The sequence below is a fragment of the Streptomyces sp. NBC_01426 genome (genome assembly GCF_036231985.1).
Classification (GTDB): Bacteria; Actinomycetota; Actinomycetes; order Streptomycetales; family Streptomycetaceae; genus Streptomyces.
Window position 1 is genome coordinate 1,671,612 of record NZ_CP109500.1, and the last position, 24,922, is coordinate 1,696,533.

General features: G+C 72.4%; 22 protein-coding genes. 5 read left to right on the top strand and 17 right to left on the bottom strand.

Annotation, left to right across the window (positions count from 1 at the left end; genetic code table 11):
- Positions 1–19 precede the first annotated feature (19 nt).
- The 9 genes from hpnD to OG906_RS07405 form a co-directional block, all read right to left on the bottom strand.
- Positions 20–979, bottom strand: a complete 960-nt coding sequence (gene hpnD, locus OG906_RS07365; protein ID WP_392897587.1) for a presqualene diphosphate synthase HpnD — start codon at positions 977–979, stop codon at positions 20–22.
- Positions 976–1,905 (bottom strand): squalene synthase HpnC, encoded by a 930-nt coding sequence (gene hpnC, locus OG906_RS07370; RefSeq protein ID WP_329447956.1) that lies wholly within the window; start codon positions 1,903–1,905, stop codon positions 976–978. Before hpnC ends, hpnD begins: the two co-directional genes overlap by 4 nt.
- Before the next feature lie 371 nt (positions 1,906–2,276).
- Complete coding sequence (locus OG906_RS07375) at positions 2,277–3,059, bottom strand: ABC transporter ATP-binding protein (protein WP_267800281.1); 783 nt, start codon at positions 3,057–3,059, stop codon at positions 2,277–2,279.
- A complete protein-coding gene (locus tag OG906_RS07380) occupies positions 3,052–3,981 on the bottom strand; it encodes an ABC transporter permease (protein WP_267800280.1) in 930 nt (309 codons plus the stop codon). Before OG906_RS07380 ends, OG906_RS07375 begins: the two co-directional genes overlap by 8 nt.
- Before the next feature lie 97 nt (positions 3,982–4,078).
- The gene (locus OG906_RS07385; protein WP_329447957.1) at positions 4,079–4,951 is read right to left on the bottom strand and encodes a glycosyltransferase family 2 protein; all 873 of its coding nucleotides are present in this window, start codon (positions 4,949–4,951) and stop codon (positions 4,079–4,081) included.
- Positions 4,952–4,959: 8 nt separating this feature from the next.
- Positions 4,960–5,739, bottom strand: a complete 780-nt coding sequence (locus OG906_RS07390) for a CDP-alcohol phosphatidyltransferase family protein (protein WP_329441090.1) — start codon at positions 5,737–5,739, stop codon at positions 4,960–4,962.
- Positions 5,717–6,778 carry an iron-containing alcohol dehydrogenase family protein gene (locus tag OG906_RS07395; RefSeq protein ID WP_267800278.1) on the bottom strand — a complete coding sequence of 354 codons (1,062 nt, stop codon included), beginning with the start codon at positions 6,776–6,778 and terminating at the stop codon, positions 5,717–5,719. The genes OG906_RS07390 and OG906_RS07395 overlap by 23 nt, the downstream gene beginning before the upstream one ends.
- Positions 6,766–7,518, bottom strand: coding sequence for a phosphocholine cytidylyltransferase family protein (locus tag OG906_RS07400; protein ID WP_267800277.1), 753 nt, complete (start codon positions 7,516–7,518; stop codon positions 6,766–6,768). Before OG906_RS07400 ends, OG906_RS07395 begins: the two co-directional genes overlap by 13 nt.
- Entirely contained in the window at positions 7,515–9,296 is a 1,782-nt protein-coding gene (locus tag OG906_RS07405; protein ID WP_329447958.1) for a DUF5941 domain-containing protein, read from the bottom strand. The genes OG906_RS07400 and OG906_RS07405 overlap by 4 nt, the downstream gene beginning before the upstream one ends.
- Positions 9,297–9,720: 424 nt before the next feature.
- On the opposite strand from OG906_RS07405, the gene OG906_RS07410 reads away from it, so the two are divergent.
- Both OG906_RS07410 and idi read left to right on the top strand, forming a co-directional pair.
- Positions 9,721–11,016: a GNAT family N-acetyltransferase gene (locus OG906_RS07410; RefSeq protein ID WP_443067449.1), complete on the top strand. Its 1,296-nt coding sequence runs from the start codon at positions 9,721–9,723 to the stop codon at positions 11,014–11,016.
- 153 nt (positions 11,017–11,169) lie between these two features.
- Entirely contained in the window at positions 11,170–11,769 is a 600-nt protein-coding gene (gene idi / locus OG906_RS07415; RefSeq protein WP_329441092.1) for an isopentenyl-diphosphate Delta-isomerase, read from the top strand.
- 44 nt (positions 11,770–11,813) lie between these two features.
- Here the strand turns inward: idi and OG906_RS07420 are convergent, their stop codons facing one another.
- A complete protein-coding gene (locus OG906_RS07420) occupies positions 11,814–12,326 on the bottom strand; it encodes an ATP-binding protein (protein ID WP_385638266.1) in 513 nt (170 codons plus the stop codon).
- A 298-nt stretch (positions 12,327–12,624) separates the two neighbouring features.
- Between OG906_RS07420 and OG906_RS07425 the strand changes: the two genes are divergently transcribed.
- Positions 12,625–13,374, top strand: a complete 750-nt coding sequence (locus OG906_RS07425; RefSeq protein WP_329441095.1) for an enoyl-CoA hydratase/isomerase family protein — start codon at positions 12,625–12,627, stop codon at positions 13,372–13,374.
- Here OG906_RS07425 and OG906_RS07430 read toward each other — a convergent pair.
- On the bottom strand, positions 13,349–13,987 hold the full coding sequence (locus OG906_RS07430; RefSeq protein ID WP_329441097.1) for a DJ-1/PfpI family protein: 639 nt from the start codon (positions 13,985–13,987) through the stop codon (positions 13,349–13,351). The two genes, OG906_RS07425 and OG906_RS07430, sit on opposite strands and share 26 nt — an antisense overlap.
- A 97-nt stretch (positions 13,988–14,084) precedes the next feature.
- Entirely contained in the window at positions 14,085–15,050 is a 966-nt protein-coding gene (locus tag OG906_RS07435; RefSeq protein ID WP_329441098.1) for a GlxA family transcriptional regulator, read from the bottom strand.
- Positions 15,051–15,303: 253 nt separating this feature from the next.
- On the opposite strand from OG906_RS07435, the gene OG906_RS07440 reads away from it, so the two are divergent.
- Complete coding sequence (locus OG906_RS07440; protein ID WP_329447960.1) at positions 15,304–16,566, top strand: ArsB/NhaD family transporter; 1,263 nt, start codon at positions 15,304–15,306, stop codon at positions 16,564–16,566.
- Positions 16,567–16,625: 59 nt separating this feature from the next.
- Positions 16,626–18,263: an ABC-F family ATP-binding cassette domain-containing protein gene (locus OG906_RS07445; protein WP_329441100.1), complete on the top strand. Its 1,638-nt coding sequence runs from the start codon at positions 16,626–16,628 to the stop codon at positions 18,261–18,263.
- Between the two features lie 69 nt (positions 18,264–18,332).
- Here OG906_RS07445 and OG906_RS07450 read toward each other — a convergent pair whose 3' ends face one another.
- The 5 genes from OG906_RS07450 to OG906_RS07470 form a co-directional block, all read right to left on the bottom strand.
- Positions 18,333–19,115: an SDR family NAD(P)-dependent oxidoreductase gene (locus OG906_RS07450; RefSeq protein ID WP_329441102.1), complete on the bottom strand. Its 783-nt coding sequence runs from the start codon at positions 19,113–19,115 to the stop codon at positions 18,333–18,335.
- A gap of 48 nt (positions 19,116–19,163) precedes the next feature.
- Entirely contained in the window at positions 19,164–20,348 is a 1,185-nt protein-coding gene (locus tag OG906_RS07455; RefSeq protein WP_329441103.1) for an MAB_1171c family putative transporter, read from the bottom strand.
- A complete protein-coding gene (locus OG906_RS07460) occupies positions 20,338–20,841 on the bottom strand; it encodes a hypothetical protein (RefSeq protein WP_329441104.1) in 504 nt (167 codons plus the stop codon). Before OG906_RS07460 ends, OG906_RS07455 begins: the two co-directional genes overlap by 11 nt.
- Before the next feature lie 244 nt (positions 20,842–21,085).
- Positions 21,086–23,584, bottom strand: coding sequence for a Tex family protein (locus OG906_RS07465; RefSeq protein WP_329441105.1), 2,499 nt, complete (start codon positions 23,582–23,584; stop codon positions 21,086–21,088).
- 117 nt (positions 23,585–23,701) lie between these two features.
- A complete protein-coding gene (locus OG906_RS07470; RefSeq protein ID WP_329441106.1) occupies positions 23,702–24,565 on the bottom strand; it encodes an SCO6745 family protein in 864 nt (287 codons plus the stop codon).
- Between the last annotated feature and the right edge of the window lie 357 nt (positions 24,566–24,922).

The window sequence follows — 24,922 nt, forward strand, 5'->3', positions numbered from 1 at the left end:
TCGAGGGGGCCCCGCGCCGTCAAGGCCGCCTCCTGGTGCTCTGCCGGGAGATGGTCCGGGCGTCGAGGCCGGAGAGGCCGCGTACGGCGACGTACGCCTTCTCGTGCGTGGGCAGCGAGACGCGTCCGCGCAGCACGGCGTCGGGCTCGCGCTCGATGCGGTCGAGGAGGCGGCGGTAGATGCCGGCCATGGCGGCGACGCAGGCACCGCTGCGCCGGTCGAGCATGGGCAGCAGTCGGTAGCCCTCGACGAACAGGGCGCGGGCGCGGCGGACTTCGTGGTGGACGAGTCCGGCGAAGTCGGCGCCGGCCGACATCCGCTCGCTGCGGAAGCCTTCGGAGCAGCCGAACTTGGCGAGGTCCTCGGCCGGCAGGTAGGTGCGTCCGTTGCCGGCGTCCTCGCGAACGTCCCTGAGGATGTTGGTGAGTTGCAGGGCGAGGCCGAGGGTGTCGGCGTACTCGCCGGCGCGCTCCGCGTCGCGCGCGCCGGGGGCGGTGCCGAACACACCGAGCGAGAGGCGTCCGATGGCGCCCGCGACGCAGCGGCAGTAGACCTTGAGGTCGTCCCAGGTCTCGTAGCTCTCGCCGCGCACGTCCATCAGGACGCCGTCGATGAGTTCGTCGAGTCCGCCCAGGGGGATCGGGAAGCGGCGCGCGGCGTGGGCGAGGGCGACGGCGACGGGGTCGGTGTCGTCCTCGTCGACCTCCTCGGCGCGGATCCGGCCCAGGAGGGCGCGGGTCTCCTCCAGCCGGACGAGCTTGGCGTCGGGCGCCAGCGTGCCGTCGCCGATGTCGTCGACGCGGCGCGAGAACGCGTACAGCGCGGACATCGCCTGCCGCTTGTCGTTGGGCAGCAGCCTGATGCCGTACGCGAAGTTGCGTGCCTGCGAGCCGGTGACGGCCTCGCAGTAGCCGTAGGCGGCCTGGACCGGCGCGGACGGTGTGGACGCGTGTGTGGGGCCCTCCACGTTGGGGCTCACCCCTTTCTCGGCGCTGTGCGCAGGACGGCGGCCACCTCGCGGAGCAGGCCGCTCCCGGTGGGCTTGGGCGGGCCGGGCAGTACGTCGAACCCGGCGTCGGTGACGGCCCGCAGGGCGGCGCGCCCACCCCCCACGAACCCCGCGAGCAGCAGTCGGAGCCTGCCGTGCACGCTACCCACGAGGGGGGTGCCTTCATTCAGGAGGTCCCGGGCGCGCACGGTTTCGAATGCGATGAGGGAGCGTACGGACGCTCCGGCGGTCGGCGCCTTGAGGTCGACCTCGGACACGTGGAAGCGGCGCATGTCCTCGGCCGGGAGGTAGATCCGGTCGCGGCCGAGGTCCTCGGCGACGTCCTGGAGGTGCTCGGCGATCTGGAGTGCGGTGCAGACGGCGTCGGAGCGTCGGATCCGCTCGGGGGTCGCGGTGCCGGTGAGGGCGAGCACGAGCCGGCCGACGGGGTTGGCGGACAGCTCGCAGTAGGCGAGCAGGTCGCCGTACGTCTCGTAGCGGGCGACCCGTTGGTCCTGGCGGTTGGCCTCGATCAGACCGAGGAAGGGCTCGGGGGTCAGCTCGTGCGCGCGGACCACGGGCCGCAGGGCCTGCAACAGGGGGTGTCGCGGGGAGCCGTCGCCGGCCGCGAAGACGCGCTTCAGGTCGGCCTCGAAGGCGTCGAGCATCGCGAGCCGGTCGTCGGAGGCCTCGGGTTCGAGGCCGAGCAGGACGGCGTCGCGGCCACCGGGGGCGAGGTCGCCGTCGCCGATGTCGTCGACGAGCCGGGCGTAGCCGTACACCGCCGTCAGCCCCTCGCGCCAGGCGCGGGGCAGGAACACGGGGGCGACGGGGAAGTTCTCCGTCCGGGCCTTGTCGAGCGTGAGGCTCGTGTGGGCGTCGGACGTCGCCGGGACCGGGTGCCGACGACCACGGATGCCGCGCCCGCGGCTCACCGCCCGCCGCCCGGGGCGGGGACGGCCACAGTGTTTGGGGGCCGGAGAATTCCCGTAGCCATTGCCGTCACATCTCCCGTTCTACACTGCCGAACCAAGTCATCCTATTTCGGACACGCCGCCGGACTTTACCCGGGGTGCCCCCTGCCATTCGGCTGTGGGGAAACGTCCCCTCTTGACGTGATGGAGAACCGCCCCAGCCTACGCTGTACAACGTCGCGAAGGCCTATCGGGTATTCGCTTCGCGGGCGAATGTCGGAAGGCGGAAACAATCGCCGTCACGCCAAGGCCCCCGCCGCACGGAGCGGCAGGGGCCTGCGGTATTACCGGGCAATGACAGGCGCGTCGTCCCGTCAGTGACTGGTGGCCTTCTCATATGCCGAGACGACTTCCTCGGTGGGCCCGTCCATCAACAGCTCGCCCTTCTCCAACCACAGCACGCGGTCGCAGGTGTCGCGGATGGACTTGTTGTTGTGACTCACCAGGAACACCGTTCCGGCCGTCTCGCGCAGCTCGCGAATACGGGCTTCCGAGCGGACCTGGAACTTGCGGTCACCGGTCGCCAGCGCCTCGTCGATCATCAGGACGTCGTGGTCCTTGGCCGCGGCGATCGAGAAACGCAGGCGCGCCGCCATGCCCGAGGAGTACGTGCGCATCGGCAGCGAGATGAAGTCGCCCTTCTCGTTGATCCCCGAGAAGTCGACGATCTCGTCGTAGCGCTCCCTGATCTGCTCGCGCGTCATGCCCATCGCCAGACCGCCGAGGACGACGTTGCGCTCGCCCGTCAGGTCGTTCATGAGTGCGGCGTTGACGCCCAGCAGCGAGGGCTGGCCGTCCGTGTAGACCTTGCCGGACTCGCAGGGCAGCAGCCCGGCGATGGCGCGCAGCAGGGTGGACTTGCCGGAGCCGTTGGAGCCGATGACGCCGATGGCCTCGCCGCGGTACGCGGTGAAGGACACGCCGCGCACGGCGTGGACCCGGCGCACGCCCGGGGAGTCGCCCTTGCCCCGGCGGAGGATCTTGCTCAGCGCAGCCGTGGCGCTGCCCTTGCCGGAGCTGCCGGTGTTGACCCGGTAGACGATGTGGACCTCGTCGGCGATGACGGTGGGGACGTGCCCCTTCTTGATCTCAGCCACGGCCGTAACGCTCCTCAGCCTTCCAGAAGTACACGAAGCCGCCGATGCCGATGAGGACGGCCCAGCCGACCGCGAAGCCCCAGACGTGCGGCGGCAGGTTTTCCGGGCCGTAGCCGTCGATCAGCGCGAAGCGGATCAGGTCCATGTAGATGGCCGCGGGGTTCCACTGGAGGACGTCGGCGATCCAGGCCGGCTTGCCCTTCAGCATCTCGTTGATCGAGAACATGACGCCCGAGGCGTACATCCACGTTCGCGTGAGGAACGGCATCAGCTGCGCGAGGTCGGGGGTCTTGGACCCCATTCGTGCGAAGACCAGCGCCAGCCCGGTGTTGAAGACGAACTGCAGCGACAGCGCCGGGATGACCAGGAGCCACGACAACTGCGGGTAGTTCCCGAAGGCGACCGCGACGATGACCACCACGATCATCGAGTACATCAGCTGCTGGAGCTGCTGCATCGAGAAGGAGATGGGCAGCGAGGCGCGCGGGAAGTGCAGGGCGCGGACCAGACCGAGGTTGCCGGGGATCGCGCGGACGCCCGCCATCACGGAGTTCTGGGTGAAGGTGAAGACGAAGATGCCCATCACCAGGAACGGGATGTAGACGCCCTTCTCCATGCCCCGACCCGCGTTCAGGATCAGGCCGAAGATCAGGTAGTAGACCAGGGCGTTCAGCAGCGGGGTCGCCACCTGCCAGATCTGCCCGAGCTTCGCCTGGCTGTACTGCGCCACCAGCTTGGCCCGGGAGAAGGCCATGATGAAGTGACGTCGGCCCCAGAGCTGCCGCACGTACTCGCCCAGGCCGGGCCGGGCACCGCTGACGGACAGGCCGTACTTCCTGGCGAGCTCCGCGGGGGCGAGCCCCGCGTCTTCGGACGGCGGCTTGCTCGTGGCGAGGGCGCCGTCGTGGGTTGTGTCACTCACAAGTTGAAACTTTCCGTCTTCAAGATGCGGCAGAAGGGGGGATCGGACCCGGAGTACGGGGCCTTGATCGGGCCCCATGCTTCCAGACGCGAGCTTGTCAGATGACAGGTGGTCGGCCGAGCCGGGTCAGCCGCCAGACCGTACGCCACTTCATGGGGCGTCTGGGACCACACGGGGTGGTCCAGCCCTCCTTGAACCCGCCGAACCAGGCCTTGAGGGCCGGTCCCGACGGCTTGCGCAGGAGCGTCAGGGCCATCCAGACGCCCAGGTAGAGCGGTACCAGGAGGGCGGGCAGGTTCCGGCGGGCCAGCCACACCCGGTTACGAGCCACCATACGGTGGTAGACCGCGTGCCGGGACGGGGCCGTCGTCGGGTGCAGCAGCACCATGTCCGCGCGGTAGTCGATCCGCCACCCGGCGTCGAGTGCGCGCCAGGCCAGGTCGGTCTCCTCGTGGGCGTAGAAGAACTCCCCCGGCAGCGCTCCGACCTGCTCGAACACCCTCGTGCGGACGGCGTTGGCGCCGCCCAGGAAGGTGGTCACGCGGGAGGACCGCATGGGGTCGGAGGCGCGCAGCCGCGGCACGTGGCGCCGCTGGGTCTCGCCGGTGTCCGGATCGGCGATCCGGAAGCTGACGATCCCGAGCGAGGGGTCCTCGGCGAAGACCTGCCGGCACAGTTCGGCGGTGTCGGTGCGTTCCAGCAGCCCGTCGTCGTCCAGGAAGAGCAGGGCGTCCACGTCGGTGCCGCCGGGGCCGAAGGCCTCGATGCCGACGTTGCGGCCGCCGGGGATGCCCAGGTTCTCGGGGAGGTCGACCGTACGGACCCCCTCGGGCAGGCCGGTGACCTTGACGCCTTGGCCGACGACGACGACCTCGACGGGGGCGCCGTCCTGGCGCGCCACCGAGTCGAGGAGCGCCTTGAGCTCGTCGGGGCGGTTGCCCATGGTGATGATCACGGCGCCCAGCCGCATCGGCGTCGTCACTTGAGCCTGCTGGAGGCCAGGACCGACACCAGGTGCAGCAGGGTCTGCAGCAGCGCGATGCCGGCCAGCACGGCGACGCCGAACCGGGTGTAGAACAGGTCGCCGCGGACCTGGTCGACGACGGCCAGCAGCAGGATGAGCAGCGAGGCCTCGATGCCCAGGATCAGCCGGTGGAACTTGAGCGCGGCGGCGGCCCGGCGCGCGAGCGCCATGCCGGACGAGCGCGGTTCCGACGCCTCCTCCTTGACGGGCGCCTTGCCGACCTGGTGGCGGGCGACGCCGACCAGGTCGGTCTCGGCCTTGATCAGGATCGCGCCGAGCGCCGCCAGCGTGCCCAGGAAGGCCCACAGCCAGTCGATCCGCCCGCTGCCCCACAGGTCCGAGGCGCGCAGGCCGAAGCCGACCAGCACCGCGGCGTCGCACAGGTAGGCGCCGACCCGGTCCAGGTAGACCCCGGAGAGCGAGAACTGCTTCTTCCAGCGGGCGACCTCGCCGTCGACGCAGTCGAGCAGCAGGTAGAGCTGGACCATGACCACGCCGAGGACGGCGCCCCAGATGCCCGGGATCAGCAGGGCCGGGGCCGCGAGGACTCCGGCCACGGTCATCACGTAGGTCAGCTGGTTGGGCGTGACCTTGGTGGAGACCAGGACGCGGGTGATGCGCAAGGAGATCTCGCGCATGTAGAGGCGTCCGCCCCAGTGCTCGCCGCTGCGTCGGTCCTTGACGCCCGGCGGGTGAACGACGGGCCGGAGTTCAGCTACGGATGGTCTGGACATAGTCGGCGTAAGCGTCCCTGATCTCGGCTGCGGACAGGTTGAGGTGCTCCAGGATGGTGAAGCGTCCCGGTCGGGTCTGGGGGGCGTACTCGACGGCCGCGACGAACTCGTCCACGCTGAACCCGATCTCCTCGGGCAGCACGGGCAGCTCGTGGCGGCGCAGCACCTCGACGAAGAGCGCGGAGTGCTCCTTGGCTCCCCGCAGGTGCATGGCGAAGGCCGCCCCGATGCCGACCTGCTCGCCGTGGAGTGCGGAACGTCCCGGGTAGAGCAGGTCGAAGGCGTGGCTGATCTCGTGGCAGGCACCGGACGACGGGCGGGTGTCCCCGCTGATCGACATGGCGATGCCGGAGAGCACGAGGGCCTCCGAGAGCACGGTCAGGAACTCGTCGTCGCCCACCGCGCCGGGGTGGCGCAGCACGGACTCGCCGGCGGTGCGGGCCATGGCGGCGGCCAGGCCGTCGACGGGCTCGCCGTTGAGGCGGTGCGAGAGCTCCCAGTCGGCGACGGCCGAGATGTTGGAGATCGCGTCGCCGATGCCCGCGCGGACGAAGCGGGCCGGGGCGTCCTTGATCACGTCGAGGTCGATGACCATCGCGATCGGCATGGGGACGCCGTAGGAACCGCGGCCGTTGTCGTTGTCCAGGATGGACACCGGCGAGCAGATGCCGTCGTGGGAGAGGTTGGTGGCGACGGCCACCATGGGCAGCCCGACCCGCGCCGCGGCGTACTTCGCCACGTCGATGATCTTGCCGCCGCCCAGTCCGACGACCGCGTCGTAGCGGCGGCCCTTTATGTCGTCGGCGAGCTTGACCGCCGAGTCGATGGTGCCGTCGACGACCGGGTACCAGTCGGCGTGCGGCAGGACGGGCTCCAGCTTGGCGCGCAGCACCTGGCCGGATCCCCCGCTGATCGCGATCGCGAGCTTGCCGGACGCGGAGACGCGCTGGTCGGCCAGCAGGCCGGCCAGGTCGTCCATCGCGCCACAGCTGATGTCGACGACGACGGGCGAAGGGATCAGCCGCGTCAGTACTGGCATGCGATGGTCCGGCCCTTGGCGAGGTCGTCGTGGTTGTCGATCTCGACCCACTTGACGTCGCCGATGGGGGCCACGTCGATGGTGAAACCGTCGTTGACGAGCTGCTGGTAGCCGTCCTCGTAGTAGAGGTCGGGGTCGCGCTCGAAGGTGGTCTGGAGCGCCTGCGCCAGCTCCTCGGCGGCTTCCGGCTCGATCAGGGTGACGCCGATGTACTCGCCGGTCGCCTCCGACGGCTCCATGAGCTTGGTGATCCTGCGCACGCCCTGGCCGTCGGCGGTGATGACCTTCATCTCCTCGTCGGCCAGCTGCTTGACCGTGTCGAGGGCGAGGATGATCTTCTGGCCCTGGCCGCGGGCGGCCAGCAGGGTCTTCTCGACGGAGACCGGGTGGACGGTGTCGCCGTTGGCGAGGATCACGCCGCGCTTGAGGACCTCACGCGCGCACCACAGGGAGTAGGCGTTGTTCCACTCCTCGGCCTTGTCGTTGTCGATCAGCGTGATCTTGACGCCGTACTTGGCCTCCAGGGCCTCGCGGCGCTCGTACACGGCCTCCTTGCGGTAGCCGACGACGATCGCGACCTCGGTCAGTCCGACCTCGGCGAAGTTGCCGAGGGTCAGGTCGAGGACGGTCAGGCTCTCCTCGTCCCCCTCGGGACCGACGGGCACGAGGGCCTTGGGCAGGGTGTCGGTGTAGGGACGCAGACGGCGTCCGGCACCGGCAGCGAGTACAAGGCCGATCATGCTGGTTCTCCTTCGTCATGTACGGCGGGTGCTCCGGAGGAGACCCAGAACCGGATGCTCTCCGAGAGCACCACGAGTGCCACGAACACGGCCATGACCGTGAGCGCGACGGGGAAGTCCGCGGGGCGCTCGGCCAGGACGGCGGCCAGTGCCGCGGTGAGCAGCACCCGGCCCTCGTGCCCGCCGATCGTCCGCACCAGCCAGTGCGGGGGCGCCCCGGTGCCACCGCGGATGCGGTAGACCGTGTCGTAGTGATGGTAGGCGACCGCCGCGACCAGTCCGAATGCCGCCGGGAGGGCTCCCGGGACATCCGCCTTGGCCGCGAGGATCAAGACGGTGGTGTACTCGGCGGCCCGGAAGACGGGCGGGACGAGCCAGTCGAGGGCGCCCTTGAGGGGGCGGGCGACGGCGGCGCCGGCGAGGACCGCGTAGAAGACGGCGGCGATCACGACCTGACGGGCACCGAACTCGTACGCCCAGGCCGCCCACAGCAGCGCGACCGAGCCGACGAGGGCGGCGGCGATGCCGGCGCCGGGCGCCATCCGGCCGACGATCCGGCCGGTGAAGGTCGCGATGGGGCCCGAGTCGGCGAGGTCGGCCAGCGCCTGCGCGGCGCGGTCGGTGCGCTTCGCCTTGCGGGTCAGCGAGCGCAGCACGCGGCCCGCGGTGGTGTACAGCGCGCCGAAGGCACAGCCGATGAGCAGGGCGTAGAAGACGATCCGGGGGGTGGTGACGGCGGTCAGCACGGCGATCATCGCCCACCGCTCGCCGATCGGCAGGATGATCATCCGGCGGACCCAGACCGTCCAGCCGACGCTGTCGAGCCGGTCGGAGAGGGCGGCGGTGGGGCTCGTGTTCGCCGTGGCGTCGTGGTTCGCCTCGTTGAAGGAGAAGTCGACGATGTGCCGGCAGGTCATCAGGATCATCGAGCCGAGGGCCAGGGCCCAGACGTCGTCGCCGTTCCTGGCCGCGCCGAGCGCGAGGCCCGCGTAGAAGGAGTACTCCTTCGCGCGGTCGAAGGTCGCGTCGAGCCAGGCGCCCAGCGTCGAGTACTGGAGGGAGTAGCGGGCGAGCTGACCGTCCGCACAGTCCAGTACGAAGGAGAGGAGGAGCAGCACACCGGCCGCGACGTAGCCCCAGCGGTCGCCGGTGGCCGCGCAGCCGGCCGCGACGAGCGCGGTGAGCAGCGAGGCGGTGGTGACCTGGTTGGGGGTCAGGCCGCGGCGCGCGCACCAGCGGGCGACGTGGCGCGAGTACGGGCTGATGAAGAAGGTGGTGAAGAACCCGTCGCGGGACTTCACGGCGGTCCGCAGGCGCACGGCCTCGTCGTCCACGGCGGCGACGGCGGCGACGGCGCTCGCGCGCTCCGGCCCGGTGGTGGGGACGGCGGCGACCAGGGTGCCGAGTTCGGGCCGCTGTACGGGGATCCCGGCGGCCTCGACCGCGGCGGCGAGCCGGTCGGGGTAGGGGCCGGCGCCGTCCTCGGGGAGGGCCGCGGCCAGGTCCAGGGCGGCGCGGGCACCGGACTGGACGGCGAAGGCGCCGGTCACGGCGCAGGCGTCGAAGCGCGGGTCCGTGAGCGCGAGCCGCAGGGCGTGCACGTGCCCGACGAACGCGCTGTCGACGACGGCCACCCGCTGCTCGGCCGGTACGTCGGCCAGCGCGGTGGCGGTGTCCTCGGGCCTGGTGACGGAGCGGACGTCGAAGCCCAACGTGCGCAGCTCGTCGGCGAGCGGCGATCCGGGGACCGGCAGGCCGGTGAGGATGACGGTCGGCAGTCGAACCCACTCCTTGCAGCGAACACGGGACGGCCGCCGCGTGGGGCGGCGGCACGTCGGCAGAGGCTATCGGATGAATGGAAGCGGGGGTTCACCACCCGTTTGCGCTCCGACAAGCCGAATGTTCCCGGGCTTGGAGGCCCTGTGACGATCATCATCGACGAGAAGGCTCGGGGATCACAAACCGCGTGACTGTTAGGGTTCTCGCAGACGTGTACGACTCTCGCGCACACGTCCCGACCGGAACCGGACGAGAAAGAGGTGGGTTGATGACCGTCGCAGAGGTCGCCGCCACGGGCAGCGACGCGCTCCGACACATCCCCGTCTTCCTCCGGGCGTCCGGCCAGGCCTGATCACCCCGATCGGCCCCGTCGGCCGGAGCCCCCGCTTCCGAGGGTTCACGTTGACCGACCACACCGGTTCCATTCCTTCCGGCTCCTCCTCTTCCCCACCCGACTTCGGCGACCCCGATTTCCGTGAGGCCTTCCTCACGCTCCACCGCCGGCTGCCCCGGCAGGCCCCCGGTTCCGACGCGACCACCCGGCACCTGTTGTCCCTGTGCGGGCCGCTGCCCGAGCGCCCCCGGGTCCTGGACCTGGGCTGCGGTCCGGGCCGCAGCGCCCTGCTGCTCGCCGCGGAGGCGGGCGCCGAGGTGACCGCGGTCGATCTGTACGAGGGCTTCCTCGACGAGCTCCGCGAGGCGGCCGAGGCCCGCGGGCTCGGCGACCGCGTCCACGCCGTCAACGCGGACATGGGGGCGCTGACCTGCGAGGACGGCTCCTTCGACCTCGTCTGGGCCGAGGGTTCGGCCTACGTCGTCGGCTTCGACCGCGCGCTCGCGTCGTGGAAGCGCCTGCTCGCACCCGGCGGCGCCCTCGTCATGACGGAGTGCGAGTGGACCGTCGAGGAACCTTCGGCGGGAGCACGCGCCTTCTGGGACCCCCAGTACGCGCTGCGCTCCACCGCCCGCAACCTCGCGGCCGTCCAGGTCGCCGGGTACCGGGTGTCGGGCGTCCACCACCAGCCCGACTCCGACTGGGCCGAGTACTACGGTCCGCTCGGCGAGCGGGTGCGCGCCTGCGACGACCCGACCGCCGCCGCCCCGGCCCGCGCCGCGATCGCCGCCGTGCGCGAGGAACTCGACGTACGGGAACGGCACGGGCACGAGTACGGGTACACGGGCTTCGTGCTGCGCCCGGTGACCGCCGGGGACGGCGGCGCCTGGCGGGCCCGCCCGGAGACCCCGGCGGACGTCCCGGGGGTGCGCGAAGTCAACCTGGCGGCGTTCGAGACCCCCCTGGAGGCGGATCTGGTGGACGCCCTGCGCGCGGACGCCTCCTGGCTGCCGGGGCTGTCGTACGTGGCCGAGCGCCCGGACGGGTCGCCGGCCGCGCACGCCCTGCTGACCCGTTGCGAGGTGTCCGGTACGCCGGCGCTCGCGCTCGCCCCGGTGGCGGCCGACCCCGCGGTCCAACGCTCGGGCGCGGGCAGCGCGGTCGTACGGGCGCTCCTCGCGGACGCCCGGCGGCGCGGGGAGGCGCTGGTGCTCGTCCTCGGGCATCCGGCGTACTACACGCGCTTCGGTTTCGTGCCGGCGTCCCGGTTCGGGATCCGGGCGCCGTTCGAGGTCCCCGACGAGGCGATGATGGCGCTCGTGCTGGACGACACCGTGCCGGTCCCGGCGGGCACGATCGCGTATCCGGCGCCGTTCGGCGTCTGACGCGGCGGCCCGGCCGGAGCCCGAGCGGTCCGCCCTCCTCGTGTGGAGGTCCTATCACGCGACGGGGGGTGGACATGCGCTGATGTCCGAAGTGGGGACAAGCCGCTTTTGTACGGCAGACTTGAAGGCCGAAGTCCGAAGCGAAGGATGGGTATGCCGACCACACCAGCCACCGCCGCGAACAGCGCGTCCGCCGGCACCGGGACTCAAGAAGCGATCATGCTCGAACTGGTCGACGAGTCCGGCAACACCATCGGCACGGCGGAGAAGCTCTCCGCCCACCAGGCCCCCGGTCTGTTGCACCGCGCGTTCTCGGTGTTCCTCTTCGACGAGCAGGGTCGGCTGCTGTTGCAGCAGCGGGCCCTGGGGAAGTACCACTCCCCCGGCGTCTGGTCGAACACCTGCTGCGGTCACCCCTACCCCGGGGAGTCGCCGTTCGCGGCCGCCGCCCGACGCACCCACGAGGAGTTGGGGCTGTCCCCCTCGCTGCTCGCCGAGGCGGGAACGGTGCGCTACAACCACCCCGACCCCGCGTCGGGGCTGGTGGAGCAGGAGTACAACCACCTGTTCGTGGGACTCGCCCAGGCGGCGCTGCGGCCCGATCCGGAAGAGGTCGGGGAGACGGCGTTCGTCACCGCCGACGAGTTGGTGAAGCGGCATGCCGAGGCGCCGTTCTCGGCGTGGTTCACGACGGTGCTCGATGCGGCCCGGCCCGCGATCCGCGAGCTGACCGGAGACGCCGCGGGCTGGTAGTCCGTGCGCCGGCGCACGGACGCGGCGCCCGCCGCGCACGTGGGTCACACGAGCGGGGCGGGGGTTGGCGGGCCGACGGGCAGGGTCAGCGGCAGCGCCGCCCAGATCACCTTGCCGCCGGTCGAGGTGTGCTCCACGTCGCAGACCCCGCCGGCCTCCAGGGTGATCTCCCGGACCAGCAGCAGGCCCCGGCCGCCGGTCTGGCCGAAATCGGCCTCCAGGGCCTTGGGGCGGTACGGGTGGTTGTCCTCGACGGCCACCCGTACCCATTCACGGCCCACCGCGACCTCGACCGCGACCTCGGGCGAGAGCAGGGCCGCGTGCCGGACGGAGTTCGTCACCAGTTCGGAGACGATCAGCAGCAGGGAGTACACCAGGTCCTGGTGGGCCGGCACCCCCTGTCGGCCGAGCAGGTCCCGGACCGCCCGGCGGGCCTGAGGAACGGATTCTTCTACCGCGGGTGCGGTGAATCGCCACACTCCCTCGTACGCGAGGGGGTCGGCCGGAGCCTCCGGCTCACCGCCCTCTGCCGGCGGGGTGTTCCCGCTGTCGTCCATCTTCCGACCCCCGTCTTCGCGCTCGATCGTCTCCACGCGTCAAGAGTGGGCACCGGCCTGGTCCGGACCGCGTCGCTGACCATAAGTCAGCGCCAATCGGACGCTTTCTGACCGATGGCGTATGACGGAGTCAGTTGTGCGACCGTTCCTGATCTCCCGAGGCGCTCTTCTCGGACGTCTCGCGCGTCCCGCCCGCCGCAACCGGCCCCGCCGCCCGCCCGTCCTCCCTGGCCAAGCCGGGGGGCCCGGACCGACTCACCCGATCATCGGATCGACGGCCCGGGATAGCATCCGGCGCATGGACGCAGCCCTCCTTCACAGCGTGGCCGACGGGGTCGCCACCGTCGTCGTCTCCCATCCCGCGAAGCGCAACGCCATGACGGCCGACATGTGGCGGGGCCTGCCGGACCTGCTGTCCGGCCTGGCGGCCGACCCGGCCGTACGGGTCCTCGTGCTGACCGGGGCCGGGGCGACCTTCTGCGCGGGCGCCGACATCTCCTCGCTGACGGGGTCCGACGATCCGCAGGCGCTGGCCGTCGCGGCCGAGGAGGCCCTGGCCGCCTTCCCCAAACCCACGCTCGCCGCGATCCGGGGCTTCTGCGTGGGCGGCGGCAGCCAACTGGCGGCCGCCTGCGACCTCCGGTTCGCCGAGGAGGGCTCCTCGTACGGGGTGACCCCGGCGAAGCTCGGCATCGTCTACCCGGCCTCCTCGACACGGAGGTTGGCCGCCCTGGTGGGACCGGCGACGGCCAAGTACCTGCTCTTCTCCGCAGAGTTGATCGACGCCGATCGGGCGCTGCGCACCGGCTTCCTCGACGAACTGCTGCCGGCCGGCGAACTGGACAAGCGGGTCGCCGAGTTCACCCGGATCCTGACCTCACGCTCCGCGCTCACCCAGGCGGCCGCGAAGGAGTTCGCGAACGGCCGCGAGGACCGGGACGCCCATTGGTCGGCCCAGGCCGCCGGCAGCGGGGACACCGCGGAGGGCGTGGCCGCGTTCCTGGAACGTCGGACGCCCGACTTCACCTGGACGCCTCCGCCGCGTTGAGCCCGCGCAGCATCGCGACGATCTCGGCCGGGGCCTTCTCGGGGGAACCTGCGTCGTAGGGCGGCTGCGGATCGTACTCGGTCATCAACTGCACGGTCTGCGCGAACGCGTCCCCGGCGATCCGGCCGAGCAGCGTGAGCCCCATGTCGATGCCGGAGGACACCCCGGCGGCCGTCACGTACTTCCCGTCGAAGACCACCCGCTCCCCGGTGGGCTCGGCCCCGAACGCCGGCAACCGGTCCAGGTACAGCCAGTGCCCGGCGGCCCGCCGCCCGTCGAGCAGGCCGGCCGCGGCCAACAGGAGCGAGCCCGTGCAGACGGAGGTGGTCCACGTGGTGCCGGCGTCGACCTCGCGCAGCCAGTCGAGCACGGCGGGGTTGCCCATCTGCTTCTCGGGATGCGGTCCGCCGGGAACGACGACGATGTCCGGACGGGTCACCTCGCCCAGCGACTTGTCGGCGACGAGGGCGAGGGACCCGTTGTCGGTGCGCACCGGCCCCGGGCGCTCGGAGACGAAGACGGTCTCGGCGCCCTGGAGGCGTCCGAGGGTGTCGAAGGGTCCGATGGCGTCGAGGGCGGTGAACCCGTCGTAGAGCAGTACGGCGATCTGCATGGCTCCTCCTGAGCGGTGATCGTCCGGGCGCGGGGTCCCGCACCCGCCAAACGCGTGGGTCGTGCCGGTGCCGCGTGGTCACGCCCGTGCCGCGTGGTCACTCCGGGGCTCCGCCGAAGCGGCGGCGGTACTCGGCCGGTGACTGGCCCAGGGTCTTCACGAAGGCTCTGCGCAGCGCCTCCGGCGTGCCGTAGCCGCAGGCCCGCGAGATCTGCGCCACGCCCTCCGCGCCCTCCTCCAGCAAACGCCGCGCGTGCTCCACCCGCACCCGCTCGACGTACCGGCCGGGGGTCACCCCCGTCTCGGCCCGGAAGGCCCGCGCGAAGTGCCGCGGCGACAGGGCCGCGCGGGCCGCGAGCGCCTCCACTCCGAGGTCCTCGCCCGGGTGCTCGGTGATCCACTGCTGCACGTCCCGCAACGGCTCCCGTCGAGCCGTCTGCGCCGCGAGTTGGGCGCTGAACTGGGCCTGGTTGCCGGGGCGGCGCAGGAACACCACCAGGTGCCGGGCGATCACGAGCGCCGTGTCCCGCCCGTGGTCCTCCTCGACCAGCGCGAGCGCGAGGTCGATACCGGCGGTGACCCCGGCCGAGGTGGTGACCCGTCCGTCCCGCACGTAGATCGGGTCCGGCTCGACGGTGACGGCCGGATGGTCCCGGGCCATCTGTTCGCACACCATCCAGTGCGTCGTCGCCCGGCGCCCGTCCAGCAGGCCCGCCTCGGCCAGCAGCAGTCCCCCCGTACACACCGACACCAGGCGCCCCGCGTGACCCCCGTACACGCGCAGCCACTCGGTGATCCGGGGTTCGAAGTCACCCGTGTACCGCCCTCCGGGCACCAGCAGGGTGGTCTCCCCGTCGGGCCGGGCGCTCTCCAGGTCCCCGTCCGGCACGAGCGTGAGGCCACTGCTGGTGCGGACCGGTGCCCCGCCCGGGGAGACGGTGCGGATCGCGTACCCGCGGCGGTCCGGGAAGCGCGCGACGGCGGCGAACACCTCCACGGGACCGCTCACGTCCAGGCTCTGCACGCCGTCGTAGAGGACGACCAGCACGTTTCGCGACGACATGGCTCCATGGTGTGACGCGCGCGTGATGGCCGCAATGACGGGCATCCCACCTATCCGGACACCTCGGAGCGGGATGCGATCCTGTCCGGGGCGTCATGGCCGGTCCGCGTCACCCCGCCTGCCCTCGTCCCCCCCTCCTGCCCGCACCGCCCGCACCGCCCGGACCGTCCGCAGCACCTGATGCACCTGCTGCACCCGAAGCATCCGTAGCGCCTGAACCACCCGAACCAGCCGAACCGTCCGGAGCAGTCCCCTGAACACCGTCCTCGCCGAAACCCTCTCGATCGCGCTGCTGCTCGCCGTGCTGGCCTTCGCCGTGGTCCGCCCGCGCGGCCTGCCCGAGGCCACGGCCGCCGTGCCGGCGGCCGGCCTGCTGATCGCCCTCGGCGTGGTGTCGCCCGCCGACGCGTGGACGCAGGTCCGGGAGCTGCTGCCCGTGGTCGGGTTCCTCGCCGTGATCCTGGCCCTCGCCCAGTTGTGCGCCGACGAGGGGCTCTTCCGGGCCGCCGGGGCGGCCGTGGCCCGCCGGTCGGCCGGGCGCGGGCCGGTGACCCTGCTGGGCGGGGTCTTCGTCATCGCCTCGGTGGTCACGGCCTCGCTGAGCCTGGACGCGACGGTGGTGCTGCTGACCCCGGTGGTGCTGGCGACGGCGGCCCGGCTCGGCGCACGGCCGCGGCCCCACGTCTTCGCCACCGCGCACCTCGCGAACACGGCGTCCCTGTTGCTGCCCGTGTCGAACCTGACCAATCTGCTCGCCTTCGCGGCGAGCGGGCTCAGCTTCACCCGGTTCGCCGCGCTGATGACCCTGCCGTGGCTGGTGGCCATCGGGGTGGAGTACGCGGTGTTCCGGCGCTACTTCCGCGCCGATCTGAGCGCCCCGCCGGAGCACGTGCCGGAGGCGGCCGAGGAGGCGCCGATGCCCCGCTTCGCGCTGGTGGTGCTCGCGCTGACCCTGGCCGGCTTCGCCGTGGCCTCCTTTGCGGGGGCGAGCCCGGTCTGGGCGGCGCTGGCCGGCACGGTGGTCCTGGCCGTACGGGCGCTGTGGCGCCGGGAGACCACCCCGCGGCGGGTCGTGGTCTCCGCGGCGCCCGCGTTCTGTCTGTTCGTCCTCGCGCTGGGCGTGGTGGTCGTCGGGGTGGTGGACCACGGGCTCGGCGACGGACTGGTCGCGGTGCTGCCGGCCGGCGACTCCCTGCCGGCGCTGCTCGCGGTCGCGGCCGTGGCCGCGGTGCTGGCGAACCTGATCAACAACCTGCCCGCGGTGCTGGCCCTGCTCCCGCTGGCCGCCCCGGGCGGGGCGGGCCCGGTGCTGGCGGTCCTGATCGGCGTCAACATCGGCCCGAACCTCACCTACGCGGGCTCGCTGGCCACCCTGCTGTGGCGGCGCCTGCTGCACGTGCACGGGGACCGGGTGGCCCTGGGCGACTTCACCCGCCTGGGCCTCCTGACCACCCCGACGGCGATCGTGGCGGCGGTCACCGCGCTGTGGGCGGGCCTGCGGGTCCTGGGCACCTGACCGGGGGCGGGCCACCGAGCGGCCGGCCGGGGCGCGGGCGCCGATAGGATCGGCAGATCATGACTGCAACCCTCGTCGCCAAGAAGCTCACCGCCGCGCACGGTGAGCGCACGCTGTTCGCCGATCTGGACCTCGTCGTCGCCCCCGGGGACGTCATCGGCCTCGTCGGCGTCAACGGCGCCGGAAAGTCCACCCTGCTGCGCCTGCTCGCCGGGCTGGACACCCCCGAGACGGGCGAGCTGCGGCTGTCGCCGCCGACCGCCGCCGTCGGGCACCTCCCGCAGGAGCCCGAGCGTCGCGACGGCGAGTCGATCCGGGAGTTCCTCGCCCGCCGCACCGGTGTCGCCGACGCGCAGGCCGAGCTGGACGCGGCGACACAGGGGCTCGTGGACGGCACTCCCGGCGCGGACGACGCGTACGCGGAGGCCCTCGACCGGTGGCTGAACCTCGGCGGCGCCGACCTCGACGAGCGGGCCCAGGAGGTGGCCGACGACCTCGGTCTCTCCATCGGCCTGGACCTTCCGATGACGGCGCTGTCCGGCGGGCAGGCGGCCCGCGCCGGCCTGGCGTCCCTGCTGCTGTCCCGCTACGACGTGTTCCTGCTGGACGAGCCCACCAATGACCTGGACCTGGACGGTCTGGAGCGGCTGGAGCGGTTCGTGAAGGGCCTGCGCGCGGGCACCGTGGTCATCAGCCACGACCGCGAGTTCCTCACCCGCACCGTCACCAAGGTGCTGGAGCTCGACCTGGCGCAGCAGCAGGTCAACCTGTACGGCGGCGGCTACGACGCGTACCTGGAGGAGCGCGAGCGGGCCCGCAGCCACGCCCGCGAGGAGTTCGACGAGTACGCCGACAAACGCTCCGCGCTGGAGGGCCGGGCCGCGATGCAGCGCGGCTGGATGGACAAGGGCGTCAAGAACGCCCGTCGCAAGGCCACGGACAACGACAAGATCGGCAAGAAGTTCCGCAGCGAGGCCAGCGAGAAGCAGGCCTCCAAGGCCCGCCAGACGCAGCGCGCGATCGAGCGGCTGGAGGTGGTGGACGAGCCCCGCAAGGAGTGGGAACTGCGGATGGAGATCGCCGCGGCGCCGCGCTCCGGCTCGGTGGTCGCCACCCTGCGCGAGGCGAGCGTCCGGCGGGGGGACTTCACCTTCGGTCCGGCGCACCTGCAGATCGACTGGGCGGACCGGGTCGCGATCACGGGGGCCAACGGCGCCGGGAAGTCCACCCTGCTCGCCCTGCTGCTGGGCCGGCTCACCCCCGACTCCGGCTCGGCCACGCTCGGTTCGGGTGTCCTGGTCGGCGAGGTCGATCAGGCCCGCGGACTGTTCCTCGGCGACGAGCCGCTGTTGGAGGCCTTCTGCGCGGCGGTTCCGGAGACCGAGCCCGCCGAAGTCCGCACGCTGCTCGCCAAGTTCGGCCTGAAGGCGGTGCACGTGCTGCGCCCGGCCGCCACCCTCTCGCCCGGCGAGCGGACCCGGGCGGCCCTGGCGCTGCTCCAGGGTCGCGGGGTGAACCTGCTGGTGCTCGACGAGCCCACCAACCACCTCGACCTCGCCGCCATCGAGCAGTTGGAGGGCGCGCTGGAGTCGTACGAGGGGACCCTGCTGCTGGTCACCCACGACCGCCGGATGCTGGAGGCGGTCCAGGTGACCCGCCGCCTGAAGGTCGCGGACGGCAAGGTCACCGAGCTGTAGCCCGCAGGGCCGTCGCGCCGCCGACGGGGCCGGGCGCGCGGACGCGGCCCGGCTCCCCGACCGCGGGCCTCACCGCGCGACGCCCTGCCCGGGTGCGCGCCGTTCGCGGGCCATCTTCCGCGCGACGAAACCGCGCGGGAGGTGGCGTACGGCGAGCGCGTACGCCTGGTAGCGCCGGCCCGTGATGCTGACCGGCCGGCGGCGGGCCAGGTCCCGCAGGGCCTTGGCGACCACCGCGTCCGGCTCCAGCCACACGGCTTCGCTCAGGGCGCTGACGTCCATTCCGGCGCGTTCCTGGAACTCGGTGCGGGTGAAGCCCGGGACCACCGCCAGCACCCGGACCCCGTACGGCTCCATGTCGACGCGCAGGGACTCGCTGAACGCGGTGACCCAGGCCTTGGCCGCCCCGTACGTCCCCGTCGGCAGCAGTCCGGCGACGGAGGAGACGTTGAGGACCGCGCCCCGGCGGCGCTCGCGCAGCCCGGGCAGGAGGGCGTGGGTGAGGCGCAGCGGGACCTTGACGAGGAGGTCCAGCATCCGTTCCTCGTCCGCGATCGGGCTGTACGGGAAGGGTGCGGGCAGCCCGAAGCCGGCGTTGTTGACCAGGATGTCCACGGGGTGGTCCCGGTCCGCGAGGCGGTCCTCGACCGTCGCGCGTTCCTCCGCGTCGAGCAGGTCGGCGGACAGCACCTCGCAGGTCACGCCGAACTCCCGGCCGAGTTCCGCGGCGACGGCGTCGAGCCTGTCCTTGTCGCGGGCCACGAGCACCAGGTCGCAGCCCTTGGCGGCGAAACCGCGCGCGAAGGCCGCGCCGAGGCCGGCGTTGGCCCCGGTGATCAGAACGGTGGTCAAGAGAGGGTCACTTCCGTGTCGTCGAACGTGCGGGTGGGGCGGGTGGGGTCAGGGGGTGAAGCCGGTGGTCGACGGTGAGGCGTAGGCCTCCGCGACGTCCACGAGGAAGCGGGCCTCCTCCTCCAGATCGCCCGCCTCGGCGGAGGTCTGGATCGCGGCCGGCAGTTCCAGCACCGCCGTGTCCCCCGGCTGCCGGCCGGGCAGTCCCGCGAGTTTGGTCTGTCGGGCTTCCTTGAGTACGCACGCCAACGCGGCTGCGGTGCGCCGCTGTTCGGGGATGCCGCTCCCGGCGACGTGGCTGCGGGCGAGCTCCGGTATGCCCGGGGCCACGTACTCCCCCAGGATCAGGATGGCGTCGCGCGTCTCGATGACCTTGCGGTACACGAGCAGGTGGCGCGGCATGGGCGGCCACAGCAGTTCCATGACGCGCCCGGCCCGCGAGGTCGAGAGCACCACGTGCGGCACGGCCTGGACCAGGTCCCGCCACAGGGGCCACAGCCGCCAGGCGGTGGCGATGTCGGCGGTGGTGCGGCGCAGCGCGAAGAGGGTCGGCACCAGGATCGCGGCGGCGCGCAGCAGTCCGTGCAGGTTCATCATCAGCGGCAGGGCGGGCATGGCCCAGGTGTTGGCGAACAGGGCCTTGAGGAGGTACGCGAACCAGAACAGGCCCGCCAGCGCGGTGCCCAGGCCGAACAGCCGCAGGCCCAGGGCGAGTCCGCGGCTCTCGGTCCGGCGGCTGTAGCGCCGACAGACGTACACGCAGACGGTGTTGGCCACGAGGTGGGCGGAGATCAGCACCAGCCAATAGGCGAGGGACGGTACGGGGTCCCCGACCGGCGGCATGGTGTGGGTGCCGTGTTCGGGCGCGGCGGCGTCGAGTGCGACGAGGGTGGCGAGCCAGGCCGACGTGCCGACCCAGGCGGCGAGTTGGAGCCTGCGGCCGCGGGTGGCGGCGGCCACGAAGTAGAGGACGGCTCCCGCGGAGAGGACGCCGATGAGGTTGCGCACCAGGCCGACGGTGTGGGCGTAGTCGGGGTCGCGGCTCGTGGCGTAGGTGACGACGGCGGGGAGGTTCAGGGTCATCGCCGCGGCGGCGGTGGCGACGGCGAGCCACAGGCCGCGCTGTTGCGGGGAACGCAGGGCGCCGGGGGCCCGCAGCAGGACGGCGAGCCACAGGATCACCACGCTGGGGACGGCGAGCCAGTCGCCGACGGCGGTCAGCTCAGCCGCCATCGCGCACACCCTGTGCGTAGCCCATGGCGGACTCCAGCCGGGCGAGGGCGCCGCGGTGGAGGGTGCCGGGCCGCGGGCCGGGGCCGGCGGCCCGCATGCGGATCATGCTCGCGAGCATCTCGGCCTCCCGTTCCTGACGCGTGGTGTAGTTGGTGCGGCCCAGGACCACGGGGGCCTGCCCGTCGCTCTCCTCGCCCTCCAGGGAGTGGTGCCCGAAGAGGATGTGCCCCAGTTCGTGGAGCACGATGTGCTCGCGGTGGAGGCGGGTGGTCTGGGCCTCGTAGAAGACGTAGTCGACGCTGGCGGTGCCCACCCACAGTCCGCAGACCCCGGACTCGGCGGCTTCCTTGGGCAGCGGGTGCAGTCGGATCGGGCGGCCGCGCTGCTCCGCCATCCGTGCGCACAGGCCGTCGAGTGAAAAAGGATGCGCCAGGTCCAGATGGCCGAGAATGTTCTCGCACCGTTTGCGCAGGCTGAGATTCCGATAGGGCATGTCTTCCCTCTTCGGACCCTTTCTCGGGCAGCGTTCATAGGCGTGCGTGGGCATGGGCATTACATCCTGTGGCATGGGACGGCCCCGAGGAGTTCGGCCCCTGAGGGAAATGCGGAAGCCCGTCCGCGCGTCACGAACGGGCGTTCCACCATCCCTACAGATCAGTTGGAGTGCTTGGCAAGGTATGTCCCCATGTGGGGAACCTATTCGGCCATCCTCCGCGTGATCTCACGCACTGCCCCCGTCAGCGGCCGCGACGGTCCTCCTTGCCGGTGAGGCCGGCCCGGCGCAGGGCGTCTGCCATCGCGCTGTTGGCGGGCGCCGGCGCTCCGGATCCCTGCCCGCCGCCGCCCTGACGCCGGCCCCCCTGACCGCCCTGGCCCTGGCCTTGGCCGCCGCCCTGGCGCTGACCACCCTGACCGCCCTGGGCCGCCTGGCCGCCGCCCTGGCCCCGTCGGCTCTGGCCGCTCTGGCCGCCCTGTGGGGCCGCGCCCCGCTGCTGCGGGGGCCGGGCGCCGCCCCGGCGCTCCTCGCGCTCCCGGGGCGCCCCGGCGGAACGGTCGGCCCCGGCCTCGTCCTCCAGGCGCAGGGTGAGCGAGATCCGCTTGCGCGGGATGTCCACGTCCATGACCTTCACGCGGACGATGTCGCCCGGCTTCACCACGTCCCGCGGGTCCTTCACGAAGGTCTTCGACAGCGCGGAGACGTGTGCCAACCCGTCCTGGTGGACGCCGATGTCGATGAACGCCCCGAAGGCGGCCACGTTGGTGACGACGCCCTCCAGGATCATGCCGGGGGCCAGGTCGCCGATCTTCTCGACGCCCTCCTTGAAGGTCGCCGTCTTGAAGGCGGGTCGCGGGTCGCGCCCGGGCTTCTCCAGCTCGCGCAGGATGTCCGTGACGGTCGGCAGGCCGAAGGTCTCGGTGACGAACTGCTCCGGACGCAGCGACCGCAGGACCGCGCCGTTGCCGATCAGGGACGCCACCTCGCCGCCCGCCGTCTTGCCCATCGCCCGGACCACCGGGTACGCCTCGGGGTGCACGCTGGAGGAGTCCAGCGGGTCGTCCCCGCCGCGGATCCGCAGGAAGCCCGCGCACTGCTCGTAGGCCTTCGGGCCCAGCCGGGCCACGTCCTTGAGGCCCTTGCGGTTGCGGAAGGGGCCGTTGGCGTCGCGGTGGGCCACGATGTTCTCGGCGAGGCCGCCGCTGATGCCCGAGACGCGTGAGAGCAGCGGCGCGGAGGCGGTGTTGACGTCGACGCCGACACCGTTCACGCAGTCCTCGACCACCGCGTCGAGGGAACGGGAGAGCTTCACCTCGGACAGGTCGTGCTGGTACTGGCCGACGCCGATCGACTTCGGGTCGATCTTGACGAGTTCGGCCAGCGGGTCCTGGAGGCGGCGGGCGATGGAGACCGCGCCGCGCAACGACACGTCCATGTCCGGGAGTTCCTGCGAGGCGAACGCGGAGGCGGAGTACACGGACGCGCCGGCCTCCGACACCATCACCTTGGTCAGCCCCAGCTCGGGGTGGCGGGTGATGAGGTCGCCGGCCAGCTTGTCGGTCTCGCGGGAGGCGGTGCCGTTGCCGATGGCGATCAGGTCGACCGTGTGCTCCTTGGCCAGTCGCGCCAGCTTCGCCAGGGAGTCGTCCCACTTGTTGGCGGGGACGTGTGGGTGGATCACGTCCGTGGCCACGACCTTGCCGGTCGCGTCCACGACGGCCACCTTGACGCCGGTGCGGAAGCCCGGGTCCAGGCCGAGCGTCGCGCGGGTGCCGGCGGGCGCGGCGAGCAGCAGGTCGCGCAGGTTGGCGGCGAAGACCCGTACGGCCTCGTCCTCGGCGGCGGCCCGCAGGCGGGTCCGCAGGTCGATGCCCAGGTGGACCTGGATCTTCGTGCGCCAGGCCCAGCGGACGGTGTCGGCGAGCCACTTGTCGCCCGGGCGGCCCCGGTCGCCCACGCCGAAGCGGCGCGCGACCATGCCCTCGTACGTGGAGGGGCCGGGCGTGTCGCTCGGCTCCTCCGGCTCCAGGTCGAGGCTGAGGACGTCCTCCTTCTCGCCGCGGAGCATGGCCAGGACCCGGTGCGAGGGCAGCGCGGTGAGGGGTTCGGCGAAGTCGAAGTAGTCGGCGAACTTGGCGCCCGCCTCCTCCTTGCCCTCGCGGACCTTCGAGGCGAGCCGGCCGCGCCCCCACATGCGTTCGCGCAGCTCGCCGATGAGGTCGGCGTCCTCGGCGAACGTCTCGGTGAGGATGGCGCGGGCGCCCTCCAGGGCGGCGGCCGGGTCGGCGACGCCCTTGTCGGGGTCCACGAACGCGGCGGCGGCGACGGCCGGTTCGACGGAGGGGTCGGCCAGCAGCCCCTCGGCGAGCGGCGCCAGGCCGGCCTCGCGGGCGATCTGTGCCTTGGTGCGCCGCTTGGGCTTGAAGGGCAGGTAGATGTCCTCCAGCCGGGCCTTGGTGTCGGCCGCGTTGATCCGGGCCTCCAGCTCGGCGTCGAGCTTGTTCTGCTCCCGCACGGAATCGAGGATGGCCGCGCGGCGGTCCTCCAGCTCGCGCAGGTACCGCAGTCGCTCCTCCAGAGTGCGCAACTGGGCGTCGTCGAGCATCTCGGTCGCCTCCTTGCGGTAGCGAGCGATGAACGGGACGGTGGAGCCGCCGTCGAGCAGCTCGACGGCGGCCTTGACCTGCCGCTCCCGTACGCCGAGCTCCTCGGCGATCCTGCCTTCGATGGACATCGTCACGGTGCGGTCCTGCCTGCCTTCGTACGTCTGCGTGGGTTGCGCGGAAGGCTGCCAATTGTGGCAGGTGCCGGTGACGGACGCCGGGAGCCGTGTCCGGTGCCGGTCGCCGAGGCGCCCTCAGGCCTTGCCGATGAGGTCCGGGGGGAAGGCGCCGGCGGCGAACGCCTTCGCGGCGAGGGCTCCGCCGAGCTCGTTCAGGCGGGCCAGGCCGGTCGCGCCGAGGTGTTCGTACGGGGCGGCGTCGAGACGGTCGGTGTCGGCCTCCAGTGCCTCCCGTACGGCCTTGCCGTGTGCGGTGAGTTCGTTGTCCGCGTCGAGGATGTCGCGGGCGCGCAGCCGGTCGGCCGCGGCTTCCAGGTCGGCGGGTTCCCAGCCGCGCGTGGCCCTGAGCCACTTCGGGGTCATGCCGCGGCCGGTGGCGGTGTGGCTGATCAGCGCCTCGACGGGGTCGAGGCCGGCGAGGAGCAGGGCGGCGAGGTGGCCGTCGCCGCGGTGTTCGCGCAGCAGGGTCGCGGCGTGCCACAGCCGCAGGTGCGGTTCCTCGGGGACGGGGAGGTCGGCGTGGGCGGAGTACAGGACGCGCGCGTGTCGGGTGCAGCCCTCGGCGGCGTGCAGGGCGAGGTCGGCGGTCTCCGCGAGTTCGGCGGACTCGATGGTCTCGGCGCCGAGGAGGCGGCGCAGGGTGGCGTCGGCGGCGCGGAGCCGGGCGGCGAGGGCCTGCTCGGGGGTGAGGGTGTCCCAGACGGCGGGCAGGTGCCGGGCGACGAGGTCGTGGCGGTAGTTGTAGAACGTGGCGGTCACGGTGCCGGGGCCGACGGCGCCCATGGCGGCCGAGCGGCCGGCGAGGTTGACCGCGACGCGGTCGGTGACCCCGAGGGCGGCGAACTCCTTCCCGAGGTCCGGGGAGAAGTAGATGAGGGCGTGCAGCGGGTTGACCACCGCATGCCAGCAGTGTCGGGCGGCGCGTGGGGGAAGAGTCATACCCGGCAGGTTACCGACTGCTTAGTATGGCGGAAAGTGGTCGGTGGCGCGTCCGGTGCCCCATCCCTCCCACCCACCTCCCCGCACTCCCCCGCCCCGTGGCTCCCGACCCTTTCCGGACTTTCTCGCGCGGCGGGCCGGTGGGGTCGCGCGCCGCCGTGCGCGCGCCGCCCCGGTGGGATGGGCCGCGCCGAGCTGGGGCGGTCGCCGCCGGGCGGGCGGGGCTCGACACGCCGGAGGCCGCACTCGACGGCCTGTGACGGCCGAATGGCGATCATGTGACAGCAGGGGCCATGGACATGACGTGGGGCACCGCGCGTGAATACGGTCGAACGACGAGACCCCTGAACGGAACTG

Excerpts from the sequence above, each read along its gene's own strand:
- OG906_RS07400 (WP_267800277.1), bottom strand. The coding sequence starts at position 7,518 with ATGATCGGCCTTGTACTCGCTGCCGGTGCCGGACGCCGTCTGCGTCCC.
- OG906_RS07390 (WP_329441090.1), bottom strand. The coding sequence starts at position 5,739 with ATGTCCAGACCATCCGTAGCTGAACTCCGGCCCGTCGTTCACCCGCCG.
- OG906_RS07385 (WP_329447957.1), bottom strand. The coding sequence starts at position 4,951 with ATGCGGCTGGGCGCCGTGATCATCACCATGGGCAACCGCCCCGACGAG.
- OG906_RS07470 (WP_329441106.1), bottom strand. The coding sequence starts at position 24,565 with ATGACTCTTCCCCCACGCGCCGCCCGACACTGCTGGCATGCGGTGGTC.
- OG906_RS07420 (WP_385638266.1), bottom strand. The coding sequence starts at position 12,326 with ATGGACGACAGCGGGAACACCCCGCCGGCAGAGGGCGGTGAGCCGGAG.
- OG906_RS07460 (WP_329441104.1), bottom strand. The coding sequence starts at position 20,841 with ATGCCCTATCGGAATCTCAGCCTGCGCAAACGGTGCGAGAACATTCTC.
- OG906_RS07435 (WP_329441098.1), bottom strand. The coding sequence starts at position 15,050 with ATGTCGTCGCGAAACGTGCTGGTCGTCCTCTACGACGGCGTGCAGAGC.
- OG906_RS07455 (WP_329441103.1), bottom strand. The coding sequence starts at position 20,348 with ATGGCGGCTGAGCTGACCGCCGTCGGCGACTGGCTCGCCGTCCCCAGC.
- idi (WP_329441092.1), top strand. The coding sequence starts at position 11,170 with ATGCCGACCACACCAGCCACCGCCGCGAACAGCGCGTCCGCCGGCACC.
- OG906_RS07395 (WP_267800278.1), bottom strand. The coding sequence starts at position 6,778 with ATGCCAGTACTGACGCGGCTGATCCCTTCGCCCGTCGTCGTCGACATC.
- OG906_RS07445 (WP_329441100.1), top strand. The coding sequence starts at position 16,626 with ATGACTGCAACCCTCGTCGCCAAGAAGCTCACCGCCGCGCACGGTGAG.
- OG906_RS07425 (WP_329441095.1), top strand. The coding sequence starts at position 12,625 with ATGGACGCAGCCCTCCTTCACAGCGTGGCCGACGGGGTCGCCACCGTC.
- OG906_RS07430 (WP_329441097.1), bottom strand. The coding sequence starts at position 13,987 with ATGCAGATCGCCGTACTGCTCTACGACGGGTTCACCGCCCTCGACGCC.